We start from the raw sequence: 23,310 nt of genomic DNA, 5'->3' as shown, positions 1-23,310 counted from the left end.
GATAATGGACTTATGTTTTATTTTAGTTCCAGTAGGAGAACGATGCAATCCTGATTACTGTTTATACGAATAATATTCATCGTTTTCAGTCAGTATAAGATAGAGGTGATGAAATATGAAAAAGGTCGTTTGTTTAGCATTTGCCGCTTACCTTTTTACTTTTCCTATTCACTCTGAAGCATCGACACTTGGAAATAGTTTTTCTTTTAAATGTATGGTGGTGACAAACGGAGTCGAACACGAATGGGAATTCTCTAGTCCTAATGAATATGAAGTTGAAAAAGGTAAAACAGTTGAGAAAGGAGCTGCAGCAGAGCGGAAAGTATCAGCTCTCTTTCAACATCTTGAGGTAACTGAACTTGCACAAGTAGATGAGCTAGTTGAAAAGATGGGTACCTATGGTTATGAGAATGTAGAACGGTTCGAAATGAAATGGATGGATTCAAATGGAAGGTTGTTTACATGGGTTTGGAATGAAGAAGACAAGTAGACTTTGAATGGCGGTTTCGTTAAGATGAGGAAAGAGGTGAAAGGAGCCGCATTCAATTGAAAAATAGTCTAGCAATCGTGTCTGGAGGCGCTTTGGGTGCAACGCTTCGAGCTATGATTGGAACAGTCATGAACGGAGTTCCTTTATCAACATTCCTAGTAAATGTAACAGGTTCAATTCTTCTTGGTTTCTTCTACCAGTTTGTACAATCTGATAAGCGGTTATCGGATCCCCTTAAGAAATTCATAGCAACAGGGGTCTTAGGCTCATTCACAACTTTCTCTACTTATTCACTTGACCTTTTCGTGTATTTAAGGGAAGGTCAGTTTTTCGTTGCGCTTCTCTATGGAATAGGAAGTATCCTAATAGGAATAGTAGGTGTGCTCCTAGGGATTACAATCGCACGAAAAATAAGGAGGATTCCTACATGGAATGGGTAATGATTGCGGTTGGAGGTGGGATAGGAGCATGGTTACGTTATATGGTTGCACTAGTTGTAGGCAAGTGGAATCAATCTCGGTTCCCCTCAGCAACTTTCATAGTAAATTTGGCTGGTAGTTTTCTAATGGGAATGGCTTATGGTTCTGGCGATTTTGGACCGGCAGTTTCGACGGGTTTTCTGGGCGCATTAACTACATTCTCAACTTTCATGTATGAAGCCGTTACAATAGCTACTAAAAGGTTGTGGCTATCAGTCGTCTACATAATATTAAGTTTGGTAAGTGGGTTATTTATGGTAGCGGTCGGTTATATGATTGCTGTGTAAATAGGGTAGTCGTTGAAAGGGTTTTCAATTTAGTAGAACTTATGGTTTCGAAACAAGAGTTGAAGTGTTATGATGATAGAGGTTTTTGATAAAGCCCTTACAATGTAAAGATTTTGAATGATATAGAGGAGGAATTCAATTGCGTATAGGAGTACCTGTAGAAATTAAAAACAATGAAAATCGTGTGGCTATGACTCCAGCTGGTGTTTTGAGTCTAACACGCTTTGGACATGAGGTTTATATCGAGAAAGGTGCTGGGATTGGATCTGGTTTTACAGATGAACAATATCTTGAGGCCGGTGCTCATCTTGTAGGCACAGCAGAAGAAGCTTGGTCCATGGAAATGGTCATGAAAGTGAAAGAGCCTCTTCCACAGGAGTACGGTTACTTCCGCGAAGGACTTATTCTATTTACATATCTTCATCTTGCAGCTGAGTCTGAGCTTACACGCGCACTTGTTGAGAAAAAAGTGATCGGTATTGCATATGAAACAGTTCAGCTTCCGAATAACTCGTTACCATTACTTACTCCAATGAGTGAAGTAGCAGGTCGTATGTCTGCGCAAATTGGAGCTCAATTCCTTGAGAAGCCTAAAGGTGGACTAGGCATACTTCTAGGTGGTGTTCCAGGTGTTAAACGTGGCAAAGTAACTGTCATTGGTGGAGGCGTCGTTGGAACGAACGCAGCCAAAATTGCAATGGGCCTTGGTGCAGATGTTACAATTATGGATTTAAGTCCTGAACGTATGCGCCAGCTTGATGACATTTTTGGTACTGAGATCAACACGATGATGTCAAATCCGTTAAATATTGCTGAGGCTGTAAAAGAATCTGATCTCGTTATTGGCGCTGTGCTTATTCCTGGAGCTAAAGCACCTAAGCTTGTAACGGAAGAAATGATTAAGGATATGAAACCCGGTTCAGTTATCGTTGACGTTGCAATTGATCAGGGAGGCATTTTTGAAACAACTGATCGAATTACTACTCACGACAACCCAACCTATACGAAACACGGGGTTGTTCATTATGCAGTAGCAAATATGCCTGGAGCCGTTCCTCGCACATCGACAATTGCTTTAACAAATGTGACAGTTCCTTATGCGGTTCAACTCGCTAACAAAGGGTATGAAAAAGCTTGTCTTGAAAATGAGCCACTGTTGAAAGGAATTAATACAATGGATGGTTTTGTAACGTATGAAGCGGTTGCTGAGGCACATGAGCTTGAGTATAAGAATGCTCGTACAATGCTTGCTGAATAAGGATAAAGATGGAAATAAAGCAGCTAATTAGCTGCTTTATTTTTTTGTGATCGTAATAAATCTAACGTTTTCAAGTTGAAAAATAAAATGAATGGGATTGTTATATTTTCTAAAGGATAGAAGGATAGAAAGGAATTAGGGATTCTTGCTCGAACAAAAGAAGAGGAGGTGCATGGATGATGGCATTTTGGAATAAAAAAGCAAAGGGAAAGAAGGAAACTACTCCACTGAAAGAAATTGAGGTTTCCATTCATGATATGAGAAAAGCAATAAGCTCATTTGCCGAACATAAAAGGGATGGTATTTCACTAAGAATACTTGTGTTAGAAGATAACAGGGTAGATTCCTCCCTACTAGTTTCTTATTTAGGAGGCATACCTTCAGAACCATTTTATATGTCTAAGGAGACTTTTGAGCTTTTTGAGAATAAAGACAAACACATTCCATTTTGGATTGATAAAATGCAAAAAGCGGTCGATACTTACTTTAAGATGGAGAAGGAACTTCCAATCATTGAAGGCGATCCATATTCTAAAATCAGTTTCTATAAGCTTGAAAAAAAGGCAATGCTACAGGAGAGACCACCAATTGAATTCTATTTAACTGAACAAGAACAAATGGTGACACATCGTAAGCCAGAAAAATAAGCGAAACTTTATTGAATTGCGTTCGTAAATAGAAGAGAGGGGGTTTGAAGGTGGGATTTTTATCGAGATTGTTTGGGAAGAAAGAAGAAGAAACTACAATTGAAGAAAGAACAGTAATGAATATCCAGGTAGGGGATATTATAACGTATGATCTTGAAGATTATCAGGTTGTAGGAAACTTGACTTATACTGTAAGAGGATATAAATGGCAAGCCTATCAACTCCAATCTGAAGGATCATCTATCTGGCTAAGTGTTGAAATGGATGATGAACTTGAACTCGGTATCTACAAGACAGTTAAAGAAAAAGTATCGAAACCAATACCAAAGGAATTAACAATAGATGGTGTTGTCTATTATCAGGATGAACATGGGCATGCTAATGTATCTGGAAAAGGACGCGGAAGCAATGTCAATGGCCAGGAAGTCGAATATTATGATTTTTCGAATGAGGAAGAATCAGAATTTCTATCTATTGAAATTTGGGGAACAGAGGTAGAAGTAAGTAAAGGCTATGAAGTAGAAGAGTATGAAATCAAAATTCTTGCTGGAAGCAAATGAGAGGATGAATTTTAATGTTTAGTATGTTTAAGCGGGTTAAAACAATTATGTCGTCTGAGTTAAATGCTGCTCTTGATAAGGCGGAAGATCCAGTTAAAATGCTTGAGCAATTCATGCGTGATATGGAAACGGATATTCGCGAGGCAGAGACAGCAGTTGCGAAGCAAATTTCTAATGAAAAGATGCTAAAGAAAAAATGGGATGATGCAAGTGCGATGGTTACTAAGCGACAAGATCAGGCTGTAAAAGCCCTCGAAGCTGATAATGATGATCTTGCAAGAAGAGCGCTTCAAGATAAGAAAGATCATGAAACAAAGGCAGAGACATTGAAAGAGTCTTACGAGAGAGCAAAGACAGATGCGGACTCTCTTCGCTCGAAGCTTGATGAGATGAAAGAGGAATACCGTCAGATGCAGTTGAAAAAGGATAGCTTGAAAGCACGAGCAGAATCTGCGAAAACCAAAACAAAAATTAACCGCGCCATGTCCGACATAGGTGGAGACGATTCAAGACGTGGTTTTGATCGTATGGAAGAGAAGGTTCTTCAGTATGAGGCTGAAGCAGAAACGAGTGAAGATATGCGTTCAAGCAGTCGGTCCCTTGATGATGAGCTAGATTCGCTTGATAAGAAGGATGGAATTGATGACGAGCTAGCAGAGCTTAAGAAAAAAATGGGGAAAGAATAATACTTTCCCCTTTAATGGGGTGGAAGAATGAAATGGCTAATTGGATTGCTGACAGCATTCATTCTGCTCTTATCGGCATGCGGAATCACGAAGGATATTCAAGAAATCGTGGAGGACCGTTATCAGCTTGAAGATGTAATAGAGAGCAGCGTTGATTCAGGAGATGTTTCGAAAGTTTATCGTGCTGATAAGGATCTCTCTTCCGTTGCTTCCTATCTTCAGGATCAAATAAAGCCGAATGAAGTCAGTGAAGTTAAAGAAGGAAAGCAAATTCTAGTTTATGATGATTATATTGTTACGTTGTCAGAAGGAGAAGGTTCTAATACCCTCGTTGAGGTCGCAACTGTAGGTTTTGTCAGAGATAACTATCAACCGAGCTTTTTTGACGGTTTACTAGCTTATTACATACTAGACGAAATTCTTGATGTTGATGATTGGGGGAAAAAGCAGAAAAACCGTTGTAAAAGTAGTGGCGGAAATTGCTATGGAGGCTATAGTGCAACTGGGGGAACTTATAAAGGTCCTACAAATACACCATCATTCCGAGGATCTAGTAATCGTGGTGGCGGACCAGGAACAGGAAAATAACTAAAGGAGAGTTTAGATATGGGGCCATTTTTATTAACGTTTGTTTATTTTGTTGCATCCATCGTGGTGGTAGCTGTTGGACTAGTTATATTTGAATTAATTACAACTAAATACAAAGATTGGGAACAAATTGAAAAAGGAAATACAGCGGTAGCTCTTTCGATTGGAGGCAAGATCGTTGGAATTTGCTTAATTCTAGCCTTTTCGATCTATCATAGCTCTGACGTTCTTGATACAGTGATTTGGGGCGCTTACGGAGTGGTTTTGCAATTGGTTGCTTACTACATTTTTGACTTTCTTACGAGACGATTCTCCGTGGAACAGAAACTCAATGATGGCGTTGTATCGGTAGGGATACTTTCAATGTGTGTATCGATCGGATTAGGGTTGGTAGTCGGAGCTTCAATTACGTAAAAGAAATTCACAGCTGAAGGTGAAAGACATGAGCAATAAAATGAATAAAAGCAGTCAGCTGTACTGGGCTTCAGGAATTGTATCCATTTGTGGGATTATTTTTGAAGTGTTGTTCGGTGCGCTTGGCTCGTACATACTTGGAGACGGAGTTAAGCAGTATACGTTAACAATCTCTCTTTTTCTAACTGGGATGGGGATTGGCGCATCCTTAAGTGAAAGAGTTGTTAAAAGACTTATTTCAAGGTTTATCGCCATAGAACTTCTTATTGGATTGATTGGTGGATTATCAAGTTTCACTGTTTTCGGTATTTCAGCTGTTGCTGGTGAAGAGGCAACAGCTATTGTTCTTTATACCATTATCATAGTGGTTGGTGGTCTTACAGGCCTTGAATTACCAATACTCATTCGAAAAGCAAATGAGATTGGTGTTGAAATGAATAAGAGTACAGCCCGTGTGCTATTTTCTGATTATGCAGGAGGGCTTGTTGGTGGGTTACTCTTCGCATTTTATCTAAGACCAGAGTTTGGACTAGTAAAATCTGCGTTTCTTGTGGCACTTGTTAATATTGTAGTTGCCTTCTGGATGATTTATTCATTCCGAAAAGAGATCGTGCATCGTGTTAGCTATCTAGTAGTGGCAATTTTTATTTTTATATTGATGATTGCTGGAACGATTTTTGGCGAAGAAATTGCCTTTTCGTTTGAACAACGTCTTTACAAGGATCCAATAATCTATTCAGAAGAAACGTCCTATCAGAAAATAATTATTACGAAAGAACAGGGAGACCTGCGTCTCTTTTTAAATGGACAGCTTCAGTTTAGCTCAAGCGATGAGCACAGGTATCACGAACCACTTATTCACATACCGCTGGCTGCTGCAAAGAAATCAGAGAACGTCTTAATTCTTGGCGGTGGCGATGGATTGGCTGTAAGAGAGCTTTTAAAATATAAAGAGATTAAGTCGATTACAGTTGTAGACCTCGATCCTAGAATGGTTGAGCTTGCTTCGGAAAATCATTTGTTAGCAGAATTAAATGGTCATGCTTTTGAGGATGAACGTGTCAAGGTCATCCATAAAGATGCTTTTCAATACATTGAAGAAACGAGTGAGGTTTTTGATGTGATTATTTCTGATCTTCCAGATCCAAACAATGAATCGTTAAATAAGCTATACACGTGGGAGTTCTATTCTATGTTAAGAAATCACCTCAGTGTAGAAGGAGCATTAATGGTTCAGGCGACAAGTCCGGTATTTGCAAGGGAAGCGTATTGGACAATCTCTAGAACAATTGAAGAAACAGGATTAATTACATCAAACTATCATGTTGATATTCCGAGTTTTGGGAACTGGGGATTTGTAATGGGGACAAGGTATCCAATCGAGCAGAACAAATTGAATATTGCTGTTAAAACGGACTATTTATCATCGGAAATGGTCCCTTCTCTTACCTCTTTTGGTAAAGATGAAGATGAGCATATCATGAAGGATGGGGAAGAAGTTACTTTTGAACCTAACACCTTAATTCGTCCTCACTTGATTGAGAAGTATGAAGCTGCCTGGTTGTATTATTAGTTTAGTTCATGGGTGAAAGGGAATTACATATATGCAAACCATTCCATCAGGTGAAGGTCGATAGGATGGAACTAATCTCAAGCCGTTAAAGGAGCGATTGAATTGAAAGTAACGTTTCATGGTCATTCTGTTGTAGAAGTTGTAACTGACAAAGCAAAAATCCTTATTGATCCATTTATTTCAGGTAATGGTCAGTGTGATTTAGACGCTGATACGATCAAATGTGATGTTATCTTGCTCACACACGGACATAATGATCACGTAGGTGATACTGTTGAGATTGCTAAACGGAACGATGCACTAGTTGTAGCACCGTTCGAACTTGCTACATATTTAGGATGGAAGGGTGTTAACGCACATCCTATGGCTATTGGTGGTGCACATGAATTTGAATTTGGTAAAGTGAAGCTTACGCAAGCATTTCACGGATCAAGTTATACAGAAGAAGACACTAAGGAAATTATTTATACTGGCATGCCTGCAGGAATTCTATTGAGTGCGGAAGGAAAGACGATTTATCATGCCGGGGATACTGGTCTCTTTTCTGATATGAAACTGTTATCAAATCAGCGTATTGATCTTGCATTTCTTCCAATTGGGGATAATTTCACCATGGGACCTGAAGATGCAGCTATTGCAGCGAAATGGATCAAAGCAGAGATAACGGTTCCGGTTCATTACAATACGTTCCCTCTTATCGAGCAAAATCCAGATTCATTTGTCGATAGCCTCGAAGGTACGAAAGGGAAAACGCTAAGACCAGGTGAATCAATAGAATTATAAGACTAACAAAACCGATGCTATGCATCGGTTTTGTGTTTGAATAGCGTATTAAATAGCTTCACATTAACATACCCTGTTATAAAGACGATGAGGGGGAATGTAAGTGAAACAGCGTTTATTTTTATCGGTGCTATGTATTTTATTTCTAATGTACGATGCTATACCACGATTCCAAATCGATTTTACACTAGAAGGTGCCTTTTTCAGTCTCTGGCTCGTTTTTGCCATCATGGCGCTCGGTGGTAACCTTTCAGGGTTATTCTTTGGTAGAGCCGAAGTGCGAAGCATGCCAGAAGAAGATTCGGTAACGGAATTGAGAAAAAAACAATACAGCCGTTGAAGTTATAGGCATGAGTTATGTATAATGAAGTCAATTCAAACACCACTATAACAGAAGTAGTTTAGCTACTGATACAGATGTGCACGTAGAAAGTATGGTGAGAGACATTGACAACGAAACATGAACAAATTCTGGCATATATCGAAACGCTTGATGTAGGAAGTAAAATCTCTGTACGTCAAATTGCAAGAGAATTGAAAGTTAGTGAAGGAACGGCATACAGAGCGATTAAAGATGCAGAGAATAAGGGAACAGTAAGTACGATTGAACGTGTAGGTACAATCCGTATTACGAAAAAAGAAAAAGAAAACATTGAAAAGTTAACTTATGCCGAAGTAGTAAACATCGTTGATGGACAAGTGCTTGGAGGAAGAGATGGATTACATAAAACCCTCCATAAATTTGTAATCGGTGCAATGAAACTAGAAGCAATGATGAGGTATGTCGATCCAGGGAGCTTGCTCATAGTAGGTAATCGCGATAATGTGCACAAGATTGCCCTTGAGGCTGGGGCTGCAGTTCTAATTACAGGAGGATTTGATGCACAGGATGATGTGAAGAAAATGGCAGATGCGTATGATCTACCTATCATTTCAACATCGTATGATTCATTTACAGTTGCGACGATGATTAATCGTGCCATTTATGATCGATTAATTAAGAAGGAGATTGCGCTGGTTAGTGACATTTTAACACCACTTACAAAAACGAGTTTTCTCGTAACAACAGAGAATGTTGGACGCTGGCATGAACTGAATGAATCGACATTGCATAGTCGTTATCCTGTAGTTGATCCGAACATGAAGGTTCAAGGAATTGTAACATCAAAGGATATTCTTGGAGAACAGCACGAAACGATAATTACAAAGGTAATGACAAAGCATCCTTTAACAGTAAATGAACAAACTTCTGTAGCATCTGCTGCACACACGATGATTTGGGAAGGAATTGAAATGCTTCCGGTTCTTGACCAATATCAGCGATTGATTGGTATTATTAGCAGACAAGATGTTCTTAAAGCTTTGCAAATGATCCAGCAACAGCCTCAGATTGGCGAAACGTTCGATGACTTAATAACAAGTCAAATCAAGGATGTTTCTGTTGGGACTGAGAGTCGATATAGTTGTGAAGTCACTCCGCAAATGACAAGCCTTCTTGGTACGTTGTCGTATGGTGTAGTGACAACGCTTGTAACGGAAGCGGGGAGCAGGGTACTGAAGAAGTATAAGAAAGGTGACCTTGTTGTCGAGAACATCACGCTTTATTTTATCAAACCTGTTCAAATTGATCACACCATTGAGATTGTACCAAAAGTTCTTGAAGTGTCACGTAAATTTGGGAAGGTTGATGTTGAGATTTATCATGAAGGATCAGTTGTTGGAAAAGCACTTATGATGGCGCAGCTTATCGATCGATAAAAAAGAGAAACCGCCATGAGTCAATGGCGGTTTCCGTGCTTACTACTATTTCATATTATTCGCTTCTTCTATAGCAAAAGGAAGGTAGTGACGATATTTTTTATAACCGACTACAACGTTTGCTACACCAAGTAAGATAAAGGCAGCACTAACAATATAAGTGACTGTCGAAATATATACGGTGAAGGAATTAATTGCAAAAAATATAAGAAATAGTCCAAGTGCAATACTTGCTTTCGAGCTAAGCCATTGCTTTGTCGCTACACCGTTGGTTCTAAATGATTTAACTCGATAAAATAAATAGAAAACGATCGAAAAGACAATTAATATGATAAAGATAGGCATGGTAGCTTTCCTCCAGATAACAGATTCATTTCTATTGTATAGAACTTGATGGTGAAAATCTATGGCGGAAGTATAACAATTAGGAAGGCAACCGGAAGGAGAAGTTTAATGAAAGAACAAATTTTAGATGCTATTGAACAATACGAAACAATTATTATTCATCGGCATGTTCGACCAGACCCAGATGCACTAGGTTCACAGGGCGGTCTTGCTGAACTCATTCAAACCACTTTTCCTGAGAAAAGCGTATTGATTGTAGGGGAAGAAGAACCATCGCTTATGTTTTTGAATCGGATGGATGAAGTAACAAATGAGAAATATGAAGATGCGCTAGTAATCGTATGTGACACAGCAAATCAACCACGAATTAGCGATGATCGCTATCGCAATGGAAAGCTATTGATTAAAATTGATCATCACCCTAATGAGGACCCTTATGGTGACCTTCTCTGGGTTGATACAATGTCAAGTTCAGTTAGTGAGATGATTGTAGATTTGTACATTACTGCAAGAGAGCGGGGGTACAAGCTATCGGATAAAGGAGCATTTCTCCTGTACGCAGGAATTGTAGGAGATACGGGCCGATTTATGTTTTCTAATACGACACAGCGTACATTCCAGTATGCTGGGGAGCTCTTGAAATTTGGAGTTGATACCGACTCTTTATACAATGAACTTTACAAAACTGAAAAACATATTGCTCGTTTAAATGGTCATGTCCTGCAGAACTTTGAATCCTCGAAGAACGGGGCAGGTTGGATAAAGATAACGAAAGAAACGATCGCATCATTTGGCGTGACTGCTAGTGAGGCGTCTCAGCTCGTTAACTCATTCTCTAATGTAGCTGGTTTGAAAGCATGGGTGTTTTTTATTGAAGAAGAAGATCAGATACGCGTTCGACTTCGTTCTAAAGGTCCAGTTGTAAATGCTATTGCAGCGAACTATAACGGTGGTGGCCATCCGAGGGCTGCTGGTGCTACGGTTTACACGTGGGAAGAAGCGGATTGTGTATTAGCTGATCTTGAAGAAGCTTGTCTTTCATAGTATCTCAAGTCATAACAAAAGACCGGCGATCTCCAAGCGAGATTGTCGGTCTATTCTAGTTAGGGTTGATCCTGAGTTTTGGGAATAAACCAGGAGCCAAAGCTTGTCACGTCCTCATGCACGTCGATGTTAAGTGACTGCAATTCTTTCTTAATTAGAGCTGTCATTTCACGGGTCTCAGCGTAAGCGGATCGCCCACTCTGCAAATCAGCTACTTTGGTTCTAGCGAGTTGCTTGCGATCAATAACCATCGTGCCACCTCCAACTATTTCGGTACTCTTATCATATACTACACAGACGAAAATTGCGACTTGTCTGACAAATGTTCACAAAAAAGAAGCATTTGTTATTGGACAAGATGAATAGTGAGTACAACTTCTACTTTTGTCCATAGAATAAATTCCTTTACTTCAAAACCATATTTAATATTATCAATGGTGAGCGTTTTGTTCTCTAGTGATTTAATAACAAAGCTTCTCGTTCTAGCAACCGAACCAAGGTCCTTATTTAATAAATCATTCAATTCAGTTTGAATATCTTTTTTGAGTTCATGACGTGTTAGGGAATTTAAGGGAAGATCTTCATCCTTTTCAAATGTAACCTGTATTTTCTTAACGAGAAGGGTTTTTTCAATATCTTTGTTATCGTAACTTTTCATATCATCCAATAACGTCTGGTTTTGTGTTTTAAGGTCATAAATCTCGATTTTCTGTTCTTTAATTGAGGTAATTTGTTTTTCGTACATAATTCCAAAAAGCATCAGGAAAAATAGCCAACCGAAGATAATTCCTACTGAAAATCCAGCCAGAAATCTTTGCCAGCCTTTTCTTGAATAAATGGGAGGAACTCTCATAAGGATGAGCGTTCCTGTGTTAACCAATTGATTACTTCCATGCCTGCCTGTGCACCACCTAAAGCACAGAAAATCCATAGAAACTGGCGCATGATTTCATCTGGAGAGCCACTCAAAAAGCTTCTTTCCATATTATTTATGGTATCAAAAGTTCCGCCTATTGCAGCGGCGATTGCCCAGATCTTCAAACGCTGAGCAACAATGAAAATCCAATGTAGTGGCGGCTCACCAGAGAGAAAAGCGCCGATGCCGCCAATAATTGAACCGCCGACGATAACACCGAACGCAACGAAAAAAGCAATAATTAGAGTTACGAGTGTTACTCTCTCCATTATGATTCCTTCTTTCTGATTGTTATACTTTAACTCAAGCAGACTCATTCGATTAGACAAGTTTTCCTATCTAGTAAAGCCTATGCGAAAAGGAGAGGCACTTATGCTTGATAATGTTTGTTAGGGACGCTTCAAGTATTTATAATAGAAAGTAATAGCAAAGCGAAAGTGGGATCAGTTATGGAATTTGTGCATCTTCGTGTCTACAGTGAATATAGTCTCCTCGACAGTCCTAGTCGAATTGAATCTCTAGTTAGGTCTGCGAAAGAGAAGGGGTATAAGTCACTTGCTCTAACAGATAAAGGAACGATGTTTGGAACTATTCCTTTCTATAAAGCGTGTATAAAGCATGGAATAAAGCCTATTATTGGCCTGGATGTACGTGTCGGAACTGGCGATAGCGCTTTATATCAGCAGGAAGGGAAATATGACAATCTTGTATTACTTGCTCAAAACAGTGAAGGATATGAGAATTTATTAAATATAAGTACGCTTATGCAGCATGCAGAAGGTCGAACGCCATACATAAAAGAAACAGAGCTATTGGAGTTAACCAATGGGCTAATTGCACTGTCGGGATCAGTGAATAGTAGAATCGGACAAATGCTACTCCATGGAGAAGAAGAGATTGCACTTCAACTTGCATCGCACTATCAAACCGCTTTCTCACATAGATTCTATTTAGAAATGCAAGATCACGCCATACGAGAAGAAAGACAGCTTAACCACTTGATCTCTAAATTTGCATCTAAAGCGACTATTCCCCTTACAGTTTCAAATGCCGTTCATTATATAAATAAATCAGATGGGGAAGCTCATGACTGCTTAAGATGCATTGATACAGGTCAGCGTTATGAAGAGAAAGATCAGGTTGCTCTTCCAAATCACGAATTTTATTTAACATCACAAGATGAAATGAAGAGTCGATTCAAAGGATACGAAGTGGCGCTCGAAAACACAGGATATATCGCAGAAAAATGTTCGCTGGAGCTTACATTTGGGGATACTCATTTGCCGGTTTACCCTGTTCCAAGTGACTTAACTGCATTTGCCTATCTCGAAAGGATTTGCCGAGAGAACCTTTCGTACCGATATGAAAATCCGACTGCACAAATCATAGATCGATTGGAATATGAACTCTCTATTATTAACGAGATGGGATTCAACGATTACTTTCTAATTGTTTGGGATTTTATGAAGTATGCACACGACAATCATATGATTACTGGTCCTGGGAGAGGGTCTGCTGCTGGTTCACTTGTCGCTTACTTACTGAACATAACGAACGTGGATCCGATTAAGCATAACCTTCTATTTGAGCGTTTTTTAAACCCTGAACGTGTGACGATGCCTGATATTGATATTGATTTTCCAGACGTAAGACGTGATGAAGTTATTGATTATGTTCATAAGAAGTATGGTCACAATCGAGTTGCGCAAATTGTAACATTCGGAACACTTGCGGCAAAGGCGGCAATCCGCGATGTAGGACGAGTATTTGAAGTTGATAACAAAGTTCTTGATGCAATGTCTAAAGCAATCCCTTCAAGACCTGGCATGACACTCAAGCAGGCATTAAAGGAGTCGAAAAAGCTAGCCAACCTTCTATCCTCATCAGCGGATGGTAAACGAGTTTTTGACATAGCTAGCACAATTGAAGGCTTGCCACGTCATACATCTACTCATGCAGCTGGTGTAGTGATTTCTGCTGAACCATTGACGCAACATGTCCCCTTACTAGGAGGGCAATCGATAAGTTTGACACAATTCCCAATGAACGATCTTGAAGAAATTGGCCTACTTAAAATGGATTTTCTTGGACTAAGAAATTTAACTTTAATTGAAGGTATATTAAATGATATCGAAGAGCAAAGTGGGAAGCGCCCAGTCCTATCGGATATACCAATGGATGATAAAGTAACATTTCAGATTCTTCAACAAGGTGATACAACAGGTGTTTTTCAACTAGAATCAGACGGCATGCGCCAGGTACTGCGGAGACTTAAACCAACTGAATTTGAAGACATCGTAGCAGTCAATGCACTCTATCGTCCTGGTCCAATGGAAAATATCCCTCTATTTATATCTGGAAAACACGGCGAAAGAGCTGTAGATTACCTTCACCCTGACCTTGAGCCGATTCTGAAATCAACATATGGTGTTATTGTATATCAAGAACAAATCATGCAAATCGCTTCGAAACTAGCAGGCTTTTCACTTGGAGAAGCGGATCTTTTAAGGCGCGCAGTTTCAAAGAAAAAGCGAGAAGTACTTGAATCAGAGAGAGAGCACTTCGTAAATGGGTGCATAGCGAAAGGATATCCAAGGGAAACAGCTCTAAAAGTCTATGAGTATATTGTCCGTTTTGCGGATTATGGGTTTAACAGAAGTCATGCCGTTGCTTATAGTGTAATTGCTTATCAACTCGCGTATTTAAAAGCCAACTATTCACGCTACTTCTTTTCCAGTCTTTTAACATCAGCGATTGGAAACCAGGACAAACTGTCGGTCTACTTAACTGAATCGAGACAGAAAGGAATTACCATTCTACCACCATCTATAAATCGAAGCTTCGAAACTTTTGCGGTTGAAGAAGATGGTTTACGTTTTGGATTGCTTCCAATTAAAAACGTTGGCAGAAATGCTATTGAAGAAGTCGTTGCTAAACGGATTGCATCTTCCTACAAAAGTTTATTTGATTTATGCGCAAGAGTTTCATTGAAAATCGTCAACAAGCGGGCGTTAGAATCTATGATTTTTGCCGGCTGCATGGACGAATTTAACGTAAGCCGCTCCTCCATGCTTGCATCGCTTGAAAGCGCAATGAACTACGGTGCTGAGCAGAGCGAACAAGCCGGCTTTTTTCTTGACCGAGAAGTTGAACCTGCATATGAAAGTGTTCCTCCTTTTGAAGAAAAGGAAATGCTTGCCTTTGAGCAAGAAGCCATTGGCTTTTATTTAACAGCACACCCGATTGATCCTTATTTAGACAACCTTAAAGGGTATCAAAGAAATTTAATTGTAGATGCTTTAAAAACTTCAGATCGCGAACCATTAAGAATTGCAGCTCAGGTACTGAAGGCGAGGAGTATTCGTACGAAAAAAGGGCAGTTGATGGCGTTTGTTACGTTTGGAGACGAAACAGAAGAAATTGAAGGTGTTGTGTTTCCGGATGTTTGGGAGAAGATGGAAAGCATTCTGCTAAAAGGCGAGTTTGTTTACGTTGATGGTATGTCTCAAAAAAGAAATGATCAAACGAATATTATCGTTTCAAGGGCTATGAAATTGGAAGATATTTCGCCAAAAGTAACAAAACAAACGCTATTCCTTAAAATAGAACCAGAGCACCAAGAAAAAGGTGTTCTAAATGATGTCAAACGAGTGCTAAAGGAAAGTCCTGGCGAGACGCGAGTCGTAATTTATTATGCCGAATCTGAAAAAACAGTAAAGCTAGGCAAAGAGTGGCTAGTGGAAGCTGATTCTACGAGCATTTCCAAGTTGAAAGAGCTACTTGGTGAAGGCAATGTTATAAAAAAGACGTCATGAAAATCTTTACAGCAAATGGTGATTTGTTATAATGGTGAAAATAGAGTGGTCAGACCACTGCCCAAATGTGCTAGGGGAAATAGTATAATCTAATAATGCTTCTGGAAAAAGGAGAGTGGGTTTATTGTCCATTACGAGAGAAGAAGCTCTACATATTCATCGCGTGAGACAGGGAAAGCTTGAATCAAAGTCTAAGGTACCAGTTCGAAATGCAACAGATTTGAGCCTTGCTTATTCACCAGGAGTAGCAGAGCCATGTAAAGAGATTTATGATGACAAGAATAAAGTATATGAATATACAATGAAAGGTAACATGGTGGCTGTTGTATCCGACGGTACAGCTGTACTAGGACTTGGTAATATTGGGCCAGAGGCAGCACTACCAGTAATGGAAGGGAAAGCAGTGCTTTTCAAAAGTTTTGCGGGTGTAGATGCATTTCCGATCTGCTTGAATACAACTGATGTTGATCAAATTGTCCAAACTGTTAAGTTGATGGAGCCCACTTTTGGTGGAATTAACCTTGAAGATATCGCTGCGCCAAATTGCTTTGTCATTGAGGAGCGGCTTAAAAAAGAAACAAATATACCAATCTTCCACGATGATCAACACGGAACGGCTATCGTAACCGTTGCTGGTCTTGTTAATGCACTTAAATTATCTGATAAAAAAATGAGTGAAATTAAGGTAGTTATAAACGGAGCAGGAGCTGCTGGTATTGCTATTATCAAACTACTGAATCGTTTTGGTGTAAAAGACATTATCATGTGCGATTCAAAGGGTGCTATTTATGAAGGTCGTTCTTACGGAATGAATGACGTAAAAGCTGAAGTTGCAAAGTATACAAACCGAGATAAAGCAGAGGGCTCATTAAAAGAAGTGATCGCTGATATGGATGTGTTTATTGGTGTTTCTGTTGAAGGAGCATTAACGAAAGAAATGGTCCAATCAATGAATATGGAACCGATCATTTTTGCCATGGCAAATCCGAATCCTGAAATAATGCCTGATGATGCACGAGAAGCGGGTGCTAGAGTTATTGGAACAGGGCGTTCTGACTTCCCGAATCAGATTAATAATGTTCTTGCATTCCCAGGTATATTCAGAGGTGCGTTAGATGTTCGTGCGACACATATTAATGAAGATATGAAGGTAGCTGCTGTCCATGCTATCGCAGGATTAGTAGCAGAAGAAGACCTCAATGCGGATTATGTAATCCCTGCGCCATTTGATCCACGTGTAGCGCCTGCTGTTGCAGCGAGTGTAGCAAAAGCAGCAATGGAAACCGGAGTAGCACGTATAAACGTTGACCCTGAAGCTGTTAAAGAAAAAACGCGTTCTCTTGCTATTATTGAAGAAGATAACGAGTAAGTGGGGAAGAGTTTGACTTTCTCACTTTTTTCTTGCGGTTCAACCAACGGCAACCCTGATCAAAAGTTAGATAATAGTCGAATGCAGGCTCTGTTAGGAACTAAGAAGGCGAATGATCGTTCAGGGTTAGGAAAGGGTGTTGATTTTCTATGACAACCCAGAGAAAGGTTTACCAGGATATCCTACAGAAGATTAAAGCGATTATTTACAATGATGGTTTGCAAACAGGTGATAAGCTCCCTTCAGAAAGGGAGCTTTCTGAGCGCTTAAATGCTGGAAGATCTTCTGTTAGGGAAGCATTGAGATCGATGGAAATGCTTGGCCTTATTGAGACAAGACGTGGTGAAGGCACATTTATAGCGAATGCAAAAGATCATCGATTAGTTGAAGTAATCGCTTCTTTTATTCTTAAAGACACAAAGTCTAGAGAAGATTTACTAGAAACTAGAAAACTAATCGAAAAAGATATTCTAAGAGTGGCGTGTGAACGGATATCCGATGAATATCTTTTGCGATTAAGAACTATGATGGAACATAAGGACAACTCTTCAGATAGAGAGATCTTCTCTACTGAGTTTGATACAGCTTTCTTTCGAATCATTGTTTCGTCAACGGGAAACTATTTGTTAATGAGGTTATGGGGCGAGCTTGCAGACTATCACCAGACAATCTGGCATCATTTAACGTTTCGTCCATTTGTATATTATGAAGAACTCATTGAAGCACTTTCTACGAAAGACCAGGAGAAAGCAATTCTTCTACTGGACCAATATGAAATGAAGAGAACGGAAGAATAACAACTTGATTTAAAAGGTGAAAGGGATGGTCAACATTGTTAAAGGATCTATTCAACAAGAAGAAAAAATATGCGACGGTTCCCTCAGATAAAATAAAACAGGATGTCCCTGAAGGCATTATGACGAAATGTCCTGGGTGTAAAAGTATTATTTATACAAAGGAACTAGAGAAATCACATAAAGTATGTGTGAGGTGTGGTTATCATCACCAAATGTCGGCTCCTGAACGTTTAAAGAATACGCTAGATAAGGGTTCATTTAAGGAACTAGATGCTGATATGATATCTGAGAATCCTCTTTCTTTCCCAGACTACGTCGAACGTCTCGAGAAAGATCAAAAAAAATCTTCCCTTAATGAGGCTGTTGTTACAGGTGAAGGAACAATAGATGGACATCGAACGGCTATCGCTGTTATGGATGCTCGCTTTCGCATGGGTAGTATGGGGTCAGTAGTTGGAGAGAAAATTACAAGAGCAATTGAACATGCAGATAAAGAAAAAATTCCTTTCATTATCTTTACAGCATCCGGTGGTGCTCGAATGCAGGAAGGTGTATTGAGCCTTATGCAAATGGCAAAAACGAGTGTTGCCCTAAAACGATTCAGCGACCATGGAGGACTGTTCATTTCCATCATGACACATCCCACCACGGGGGGAGTTTCTGCTAGTTTTGCTTCAGTTGGTGATTTTAATTTTGCGGAACCAAAAGCTTTAATTGGATTTGCTGGTAGGCGTATTATTGAACAAACAATTCGAGAAGATCTTCCAGAAGATTTTCAAACGGCAGAATTTCTATTGCATCACGGGCAACTTGATCGCGTCATTCACCGTGCTGATATGAAGAAGACGCTTAGTAAAGTATTAATGATTCATGGGAACAGGGGTGAGAGATAATGGCACAGCGCCTTGATTTTGAACGACCACTTCAAGAACTTGAAGACAAAATTACAGAACTGAATGCCTTCATGGAAGAGAAGAACGTTGATCTGACTGATGAGGTTTCGCGTTTACAGAAAAGACTTTCCAAAATGGAAGAAGAAATATATGAGAATCTCACGGCATGGAACCGCGTACAACTTGCTCGTCATCCAGAACGCCCGACTACTTATGACTATATTGACCGTATTTTTCAAGACTTTCTTGAGCTACACGGGGATCGTCTCTTCGGTGACGATGAAGCGATAGTTGGAGGTATTGCAACGTTTGAAGGAAAGCCTGTGACTGTAATTGGTCATCAGAGAGGTAAAGATACGAAGGAAAACTTACGAAGAAACTTTGGTATGCCTCACCCAGAAGGTTATCGTAAGGCGCTTCGTCTTATGAAACAGGCGGAGAAATTTAATCGTCCAGTCGTCTTCCTGTTAGATACGAAAGGGGCATTCCCCGGGAAAGCAGCGGAAGAAAGAGGGCAAAGTGAAGCAATTGCACGCAATTTGATAGAAATGGCTGGATTAACTGTACCAATTATTTGCATCGTTATAGGTGAAGGTGCAAGTGGAGGGGCTCTAGCTATTGGTGTAGGGAATCACGTTCACATGCTTGAGAATTCTTGGTACTCTGTTATATCTCCAGAAGGAGCAGCAGCACTTTTGTGGAAAGATTCAGGACTTGCACAGCAAGCTGCGGATACAATGAAGATTACAGCACCTGATTTGAAAGAGCTTAATGTGATCGATGAAATCATCCCTGAAGTAAAAGGTGGCGCTCACAGAAATATTGAAGTGCAAGCTAAGTCGATCCAACAAGCACTTTCCAAATCTCTTGAAGAACTGACACAACTTACCAAAGAAGAGCTTGTTGAGCATCGCTATGAAAAATACAGAAATATTGGACAATATACGTTTGTAACCGATACCATTGGCTTAAAATAAGGAAAGTGCTTTCTCAATAAAGAGAAAGCACTTTTTTGCGAGCTAGCTTAGCTATTGTATTCAACGGTTGTATTTGATATTTTAGTAACACAAAGAATTAATGAGGTGAACAGGTATGAAACGTATTGGTGTTCTAACCAGCGGAGGAGACTCACCGGGAATGAACGCAGCCATCCGTGCTGTTGTTCGTAAGGCGATCTACCATGATATTGAAGTATACGGCATCTACCACGGATACACCGGGTTGATGAATGGAGATATAAAGAAAATGGAAATCGGCTCTGTAGCTGATATTATTCACCGTGGCGGAACAATGCTTTATTCGGCCCGTTGTCCTGAATTTAAGACGCTTGAAGGACAATTGCAAGGTGTAGAAAACCTTAAGAAGTTTGGAATCGAAGGACTTGTAGTTATTGGAGGAGACGGTTCATACCGTGGAGCACAGAAACTAACTGGTCACGGCTTCCCGACTATCGGAATTCCAGGTACAATCGACAATGACATTCCAGGCACTGATTTTACCATTGGCTTTGATACAGCTCTTAACACTGTTATTCAAGCTATTGATAAAATTCGTGATACAGCGACCTCTCATGAGCGTACATATGTGATTGAAGTTATGGGTCGCGATGCAGGTGACATTGCGCTATGGTCAGGACTAGCTGACGGTGCAGAATCGATTCTAATTCCTGAAGAAAAGTTCGAAATGGCTGATATTTTGAGCCGATTGAAGCGAGGACATGATCGTGGTAAACGCCACAGCATCATTGTAGTTGCTGAAGGTGTTGGAAGCGGAGTTGAAATTGGTAAACAAATTCAAGAAGAAATGAATATGGAGACCCGTGTAACTGTGCTTGGTCACGTTCAACGTGGTGGATCTCCAACAGCAGCTGACCGAGTGCTTGCAAGTCGCCTTGGTGCGAGAGCAGTGGAACTACTCCTTGAAGGAGCAGAAGGTAGAACAGTTGGTATCCAGAAAAATGAGATTGTTGATCTTGATATAAACGAAGCGCTTGCTCTGCCTCATGAAGTGAATCAAAAAATGTGTCAGCTTGCGAGAGAATTATCTATTTAACATCTAGATCGTTGGTTCACCCCTTCATATAAGGGGTGTATCGTAATGTCTAAAATATAGTGCATAACAGTGAAGTAATGATGAAAACTAAGCGAAGAATAGCTTTTAGGAGGAGACAGGCCCATGCGTAAAACGAAAATTGTCTGTACGATAGGACCAGCAAGTGAGGACGAACAAACATTAGAAAAATTAATTCAAGCAGGTATGAACGTTGCTCGTCTTAATTTCTCACACGGTGATTTTGAAGAACACGGCGCACGTATTAAAACGATCCGTTCTGTAGCTGAAAAGCTTGGTAAGAACGTTGCGATTCTTCTTGATACAAAAGGACCGGAAATTCGTACGAACAACATGGAAAATGGTGGGATTGATCTTGTAGCTGGTCAACAGCTAATTGTTTCTATGGAAGAAGTACTTGGAACAACTGAAAAGATCTCTGTTACCTATCCAGACCTTGTTAACGATGTTCATGTAGGATCTAAAATTCTACTAGACGATGGTTTGATTGAGCTTGAAGTTAAGCAAGTAGAAAAGAATGAACTTTATACAGAAGTACTTAATAACGGTACTCTAAAAAACAAAAAAGGTGTTAACGTACCGAACGTGAGCGTTAATCTTCCTGGTATTACCGATAAAGATGCAGCTGATATTGAATTTGGGATTGAACAGGGTGTTGATTTCATTGCAGCATCTTTCGTACGCCGTGTATCAGATGTTCTTGATATTCGTAAGCTTTTGGAAAAGCATAAAGCAACTGACATCCAGATTGTTCCTAAGATTGAAAACCGTGAAGGTGTAGATAATATTGATTCAATCCTTGAAATTTCTGACGGATTGATGGTAGCTCGTGGAGACCTTGGTGTTGAGATTCCAGCTGAAGAAGTGCCATTGGTACAAAAACAGCTTATTAAGAAATGTAATGCACTAGGTAAACCTGTAATTACAGCAACCCAAATGCTTGATTCTATGCAGCGTAACCCACGCCCTACACGTGCAGAGGCAAGTGATGTTGCCAACGCTATTCTTGATGGAACAGATGCAATTATGCTTTCTGGTGAAACAGCAGCAGGTTCTTATCCGGTCGAAGCAGTTCAAACGATGCATAACATTGCTTCTTACACTGAAAAATCACTTAACTTCCGTGAGCTTCTTTCTGTAAGAAGTAAGGAAACTGAAACAAACACAACAAACGCAATCAGTGAATCTGTTGCTCATACAGCTTATAACTTGAATGTACCAGCAATCATTACCGCTACTGAGAGCGGTCATACAGCTCGTATGATCTCTAAATACCGCCCGAAGGCACCGATTGTTGCTGTCACAAATACAGCTAGTGTATGCCGCAAGCTTGCTCTTGTATGGGGTGTACATGCTCAAGAAGGTCACAAAGTTAAAACAACAGATGAGATGCTTGAAGTAGCAGTAGATGCTTCTATTCAATCTGGTATCGTAAACCACGGTGATACAGTTGTGATTACTGCAGGAGTACCAGTTGGAGAATCAGGTACAACGAACTTGATGAAAGTACATGTTATTGGTGACATTCTCGCAAAAGCACAGGGAATCGGTAGAACATCAACTTCCGGAAGAATTGCCATCGCAAGAACAGCTGAAGAAGCGATTGAAAAAGCAGACGCAGATACTATTCTTGTGACAATCGGTTCTGACAAAGATATGGTTCCTGCTTTAGAGAAAGCAGCTGGACTTATCACAGAAGAAGGCGGTCTTACTTGCCATGCAGCTGTTGTTGGTCTAAGCCTTGGTCTACCAGTTGTAGTTGGCCTTGAAAATGCAACAACTCTCTTTGAAGAAGGTCAGCAAGTTACACTTGATGCTTCAACAGGTATTATTTATAACGGCAAAACAAGTATTTTATAAAATAGAACTGCTTAAAAGGCTGTCGATTAATCGACAGCCTTTTGTAATAAAGAAATTCATAGGATTACCAACTAATATGTCTTATAATTACCACTTAAAGCGTGATGGTTCGAAAAGTAGTATAAATCGCGTATAATAGATGTAACGGGAAGATGTCCCGATTATGATTGAGGGAGCTTTCATTATGTTTCGTATTTTATTACTATTTATTATTATAGTGCCAGCTCTAGAGATTGCACTCTTGCTATTATCAGGGAGAACTCTGGGTCTTATTCCAACGGTTCTACTCATTATCAGTACTGGAGTACTCGGTGCCTGGCTTGCTCGTAGAGAAGGATCAGAAGCTATTCAGAAAGTGAATAGACAAATGCAAACGGGCCAGATGCCTGGTGATGCCATTCTTGATGGGTTATGTATCCTTATCGGTGGTGTTGTATTACTAACTCCTGGCTTTATTACAGATGCGGTAGGCTTCTTGCTTCTCATTCCAGCTACTAGAAAACCATTTAAACGCTGGATGTTGACATTCATTGAACGCAAAATGAAAAATGGACAGTTTATGTTTATTAGAAGATAAGGATATTTCGACAGTTATGCTATAAAAGTAGTTGTTGATTTCCGCTCCAGGATGCTCGCCTGTGGGGTCTCACCTGTCCCGCTAGTCCCGCAGGAGTCGAG

General features: G+C 39.9%; 26 protein-coding genes. 22 read left to right on the top strand and 4 right to left on the bottom strand.

Translation table 11 applies throughout. The features are described 5' to 3' along the window. Positions 1 to 115 precede the first annotated feature (115 nt). From FBF83_RS17940 to FBF83_RS17880, 13 genes are all read left to right on the top strand, one after another. On the top strand, positions 116 to 490 hold the full coding sequence (locus FBF83_RS17940; RefSeq protein ID WP_136948530.1) for a hypothetical protein: 375 nt from the start codon (positions 116 to 118) through the stop codon (positions 488 to 490). Positions 491 to 546: 56 nt separating this feature from the next. Then, positions 547 to 930, top strand: a complete 384-nt coding sequence (gene crcB / locus FBF83_RS17935) for a fluoride efflux transporter CrcB (RefSeq protein ID WP_136948529.1) — start codon at positions 547 to 549, stop codon at positions 928 to 930. Further along, positions 918 to 1,256 (top strand): fluoride efflux transporter FluC, encoded by a 339-nt coding sequence (locus FBF83_RS17930; RefSeq protein WP_136948528.1) that lies wholly within the window; start codon positions 918 to 920, stop codon positions 1,254 to 1,256. The genes crcB and FBF83_RS17930 overlap by 13 nt, the downstream gene beginning before the upstream one ends. A gap of 139 nt (positions 1,257 to 1,395) precedes the next feature. Further along, the gene (ald, locus tag FBF83_RS17925) at positions 1,396 to 2,514 is read left to right on the top strand and encodes an alanine dehydrogenase (protein WP_136948527.1); all 1,119 of its coding nucleotides are present in this window, start codon (positions 1,396 to 1,398) and stop codon (positions 2,512 to 2,514) included. A 176-nt stretch (positions 2,515 to 2,690) separates the two neighbouring features. Continuing rightward, positions 2,691 to 3,161, top strand: coding sequence for a DUF3939 domain-containing protein (locus tag FBF83_RS17920; RefSeq protein ID WP_136948526.1), 471 nt, complete (start codon positions 2,691 to 2,693; stop codon positions 3,159 to 3,161). Between the two features lie 50 nt (positions 3,162 to 3,211). After that, on the top strand, positions 3,212 to 3,721 hold the full coding sequence (locus FBF83_RS17915; RefSeq protein ID WP_136948525.1) for a DUF4178 domain-containing protein: 510 nt from the start codon (positions 3,212 to 3,214) through the stop codon (positions 3,719 to 3,721). 14 nt (positions 3,722 to 3,735) lie between these two features. Continuing rightward, positions 3,736 to 4,407, top strand: coding sequence for a PspA/IM30 family protein (locus FBF83_RS17910; protein WP_136948524.1), 672 nt, complete (start codon positions 3,736 to 3,738; stop codon positions 4,405 to 4,407). A 27-nt stretch (positions 4,408 to 4,434) separates the two neighbouring features. Beyond that, positions 4,435 to 4,995 (top strand): DUF4247 domain-containing protein, encoded by a 561-nt coding sequence (locus tag FBF83_RS17905; protein WP_136948523.1) that lies wholly within the window; start codon positions 4,435 to 4,437, stop codon positions 4,993 to 4,995. A gap of 18 nt (positions 4,996 to 5,013) precedes the next feature. After that, positions 5,014 to 5,409 (top strand): DUF350 domain-containing protein, encoded by a 396-nt coding sequence (locus tag FBF83_RS17900; protein ID WP_136948522.1) that lies wholly within the window; start codon positions 5,014 to 5,016, stop codon positions 5,407 to 5,409. Between the two features lie 28 nt (positions 5,410 to 5,437). After that, positions 5,438 to 6,982: a polyamine aminopropyltransferase gene (locus FBF83_RS17895; RefSeq protein ID WP_136948521.1), complete on the top strand. Its 1,545-nt coding sequence runs from the start codon at positions 5,438 to 5,440 to the stop codon at positions 6,980 to 6,982. Positions 6,983 to 7,084: 102 nt separating this feature from the next. Beyond that, positions 7,085 to 7,765, top strand: coding sequence for a metal-dependent hydrolase (locus FBF83_RS17890; RefSeq protein ID WP_136948520.1), 681 nt, complete (start codon positions 7,085 to 7,087; stop codon positions 7,763 to 7,765). A gap of 103 nt (positions 7,766 to 7,868) precedes the next feature. Then, positions 7,869 to 8,105 carry a hypothetical protein gene (locus FBF83_RS17885; protein ID WP_136948519.1) on the top strand — a complete coding sequence of 79 codons (237 nt, stop codon included), beginning with the start codon at positions 7,869 to 7,871 and terminating at the stop codon, positions 8,103 to 8,105. Positions 8,106 to 8,212: 107 nt separating this feature from the next. Further along, positions 8,213 to 9,523: a DRTGG domain-containing protein gene (locus tag FBF83_RS17880; protein ID WP_136948518.1), complete on the top strand. Its 1,311-nt coding sequence runs from the start codon at positions 8,213 to 8,215 to the stop codon at positions 9,521 to 9,523. A 45-nt stretch (positions 9,524 to 9,568) separates the two neighbouring features. On the opposite strand, the gene FBF83_RS17875 is transcribed toward FBF83_RS17880, so the two are convergent. Beyond that, positions 9,569 to 9,868, bottom strand: coding sequence for a YtpI family protein (locus tag FBF83_RS17875; protein WP_136948517.1), 300 nt, complete (start codon positions 9,866 to 9,868; stop codon positions 9,569 to 9,571). 108 nt (positions 9,869 to 9,976) lie between these two features. Between FBF83_RS17875 and FBF83_RS17870 the strand changes: the two genes are divergently transcribed. After that, positions 9,977 to 10,912, top strand: a complete 936-nt coding sequence (locus FBF83_RS17870) for a DHH family phosphoesterase (RefSeq protein ID WP_136948516.1) — start codon at positions 9,977 to 9,979, stop codon at positions 10,910 to 10,912. A gap of 59 nt (positions 10,913 to 10,971) precedes the next feature. On the opposite strand, the gene FBF83_RS17865 is transcribed toward FBF83_RS17870, so the two are convergent. The 3 genes from FBF83_RS17865 to FBF83_RS17855 all read right to left on the bottom strand — a co-directional run bounded on the left by FBF83_RS17865 (position 10,972) and on the right by FBF83_RS17855 (position 12,097). Continuing rightward, the gene (locus FBF83_RS17865) at positions 10,972 to 11,163 is read right to left on the bottom strand and encodes a hypothetical protein (RefSeq protein WP_136948515.1); all 192 of its coding nucleotides are present in this window, start codon (positions 11,161 to 11,163) and stop codon (positions 10,972 to 10,974) included. 95 nt (positions 11,164 to 11,258) lie between these two features. Further along, entirely contained in the window at positions 11,259 to 11,792 is a 534-nt protein-coding gene (ytrI, locus tag FBF83_RS17860; RefSeq protein ID WP_136948514.1) for a sporulation membrane protein YtrI, read from the bottom strand. Further along, positions 11,762 to 12,097 (bottom strand): YtrH family sporulation protein, encoded by a 336-nt coding sequence (locus FBF83_RS17855; RefSeq protein WP_136948513.1) that lies wholly within the window; start codon positions 12,095 to 12,097, stop codon positions 11,762 to 11,764. The genes ytrI and FBF83_RS17855 overlap by 31 nt, the downstream gene beginning before the upstream one ends. 180 nt (positions 12,098 to 12,277) lie before the next feature. Between FBF83_RS17855 and FBF83_RS17850 the strand changes: the two genes are divergently transcribed. From FBF83_RS17850 to FBF83_RS17815, 8 genes are all read left to right on the top strand, one after another. After that, positions 12,278 to 15,643: a DNA polymerase III subunit alpha gene (locus FBF83_RS17850; protein ID WP_136948512.1), complete on the top strand. Its 3,366-nt coding sequence runs from the start codon at positions 12,278 to 12,280 to the stop codon at positions 15,641 to 15,643. 130 nt (positions 15,644 to 15,773) lie between these two features. Beyond that, positions 15,774 to 17,012: an NAD(P)-dependent malic enzyme gene (locus tag FBF83_RS17845; protein ID WP_420875146.1), complete on the top strand. Its 1,239-nt coding sequence runs from the start codon at positions 15,774 to 15,776 to the stop codon at positions 17,010 to 17,012. A 149-nt stretch (positions 17,013 to 17,161) separates the two neighbouring features. Continuing rightward, on the top strand, positions 17,162 to 17,809 hold the full coding sequence (locus tag FBF83_RS17840) for a FadR/GntR family transcriptional regulator (protein WP_136948510.1): 648 nt from the start codon (positions 17,162 to 17,164) through the stop codon (positions 17,807 to 17,809). Positions 17,810 to 17,844: 35 nt separating this feature from the next. Further along, entirely contained in the window at positions 17,845 to 18,702 is an 858-nt protein-coding gene (accD, locus tag FBF83_RS17835; RefSeq protein WP_136948509.1) for an acetyl-CoA carboxylase, carboxyltransferase subunit beta, read from the top strand. Next, positions 18,702 to 19,679, top strand: coding sequence for an acetyl-CoA carboxylase carboxyl transferase subunit alpha (accA, locus tag FBF83_RS17830; protein ID WP_136948508.1), 978 nt, complete (start codon positions 18,702 to 18,704; stop codon positions 19,677 to 19,679). Before accD ends, accA begins: the two co-directional genes overlap by 1 nt. Positions 19,680 to 19,794: 115 nt before the next feature. Beyond that, positions 19,795 to 20,754 carry a 6-phosphofructokinase gene (gene pfkA, locus FBF83_RS17825; protein WP_136948507.1) on the top strand — a complete coding sequence of 320 codons (960 nt, stop codon included), beginning with the start codon at positions 19,795 to 19,797 and terminating at the stop codon, positions 20,752 to 20,754. A gap of 123 nt (positions 20,755 to 20,877) precedes the next feature. Next, positions 20,878 to 22,632 carry a pyruvate kinase gene (gene pyk, locus FBF83_RS17820; protein WP_136948506.1) on the top strand — a complete coding sequence of 585 codons (1,755 nt, stop codon included), beginning with the start codon at positions 20,878 to 20,880 and terminating at the stop codon, positions 22,630 to 22,632. Between the two features lie 184 nt (positions 22,633 to 22,816). Beyond that, positions 22,817 to 23,209 (top strand): FxsA family protein, encoded by a 393-nt coding sequence (locus tag FBF83_RS17815; protein ID WP_136948505.1) that lies wholly within the window; start codon positions 22,817 to 22,819, stop codon positions 23,207 to 23,209. The last annotated feature ends 101 nt before the right edge of the window (positions 23,210 to 23,310 follow it).

The sequence above is a fragment of the Guptibacillus hwajinpoensis genome (genome assembly GCF_005144865.1).
In the GTDB taxonomy this organism is placed as follows: domain Bacteria; phylum Bacillota; class Bacilli; order Bacillales; family Guptibacillaceae; genus Guptibacillus; species Guptibacillus hwajinpoensis_A.
This window is presented reverse-complemented; position numbering and strand designations above follow the sequence as displayed.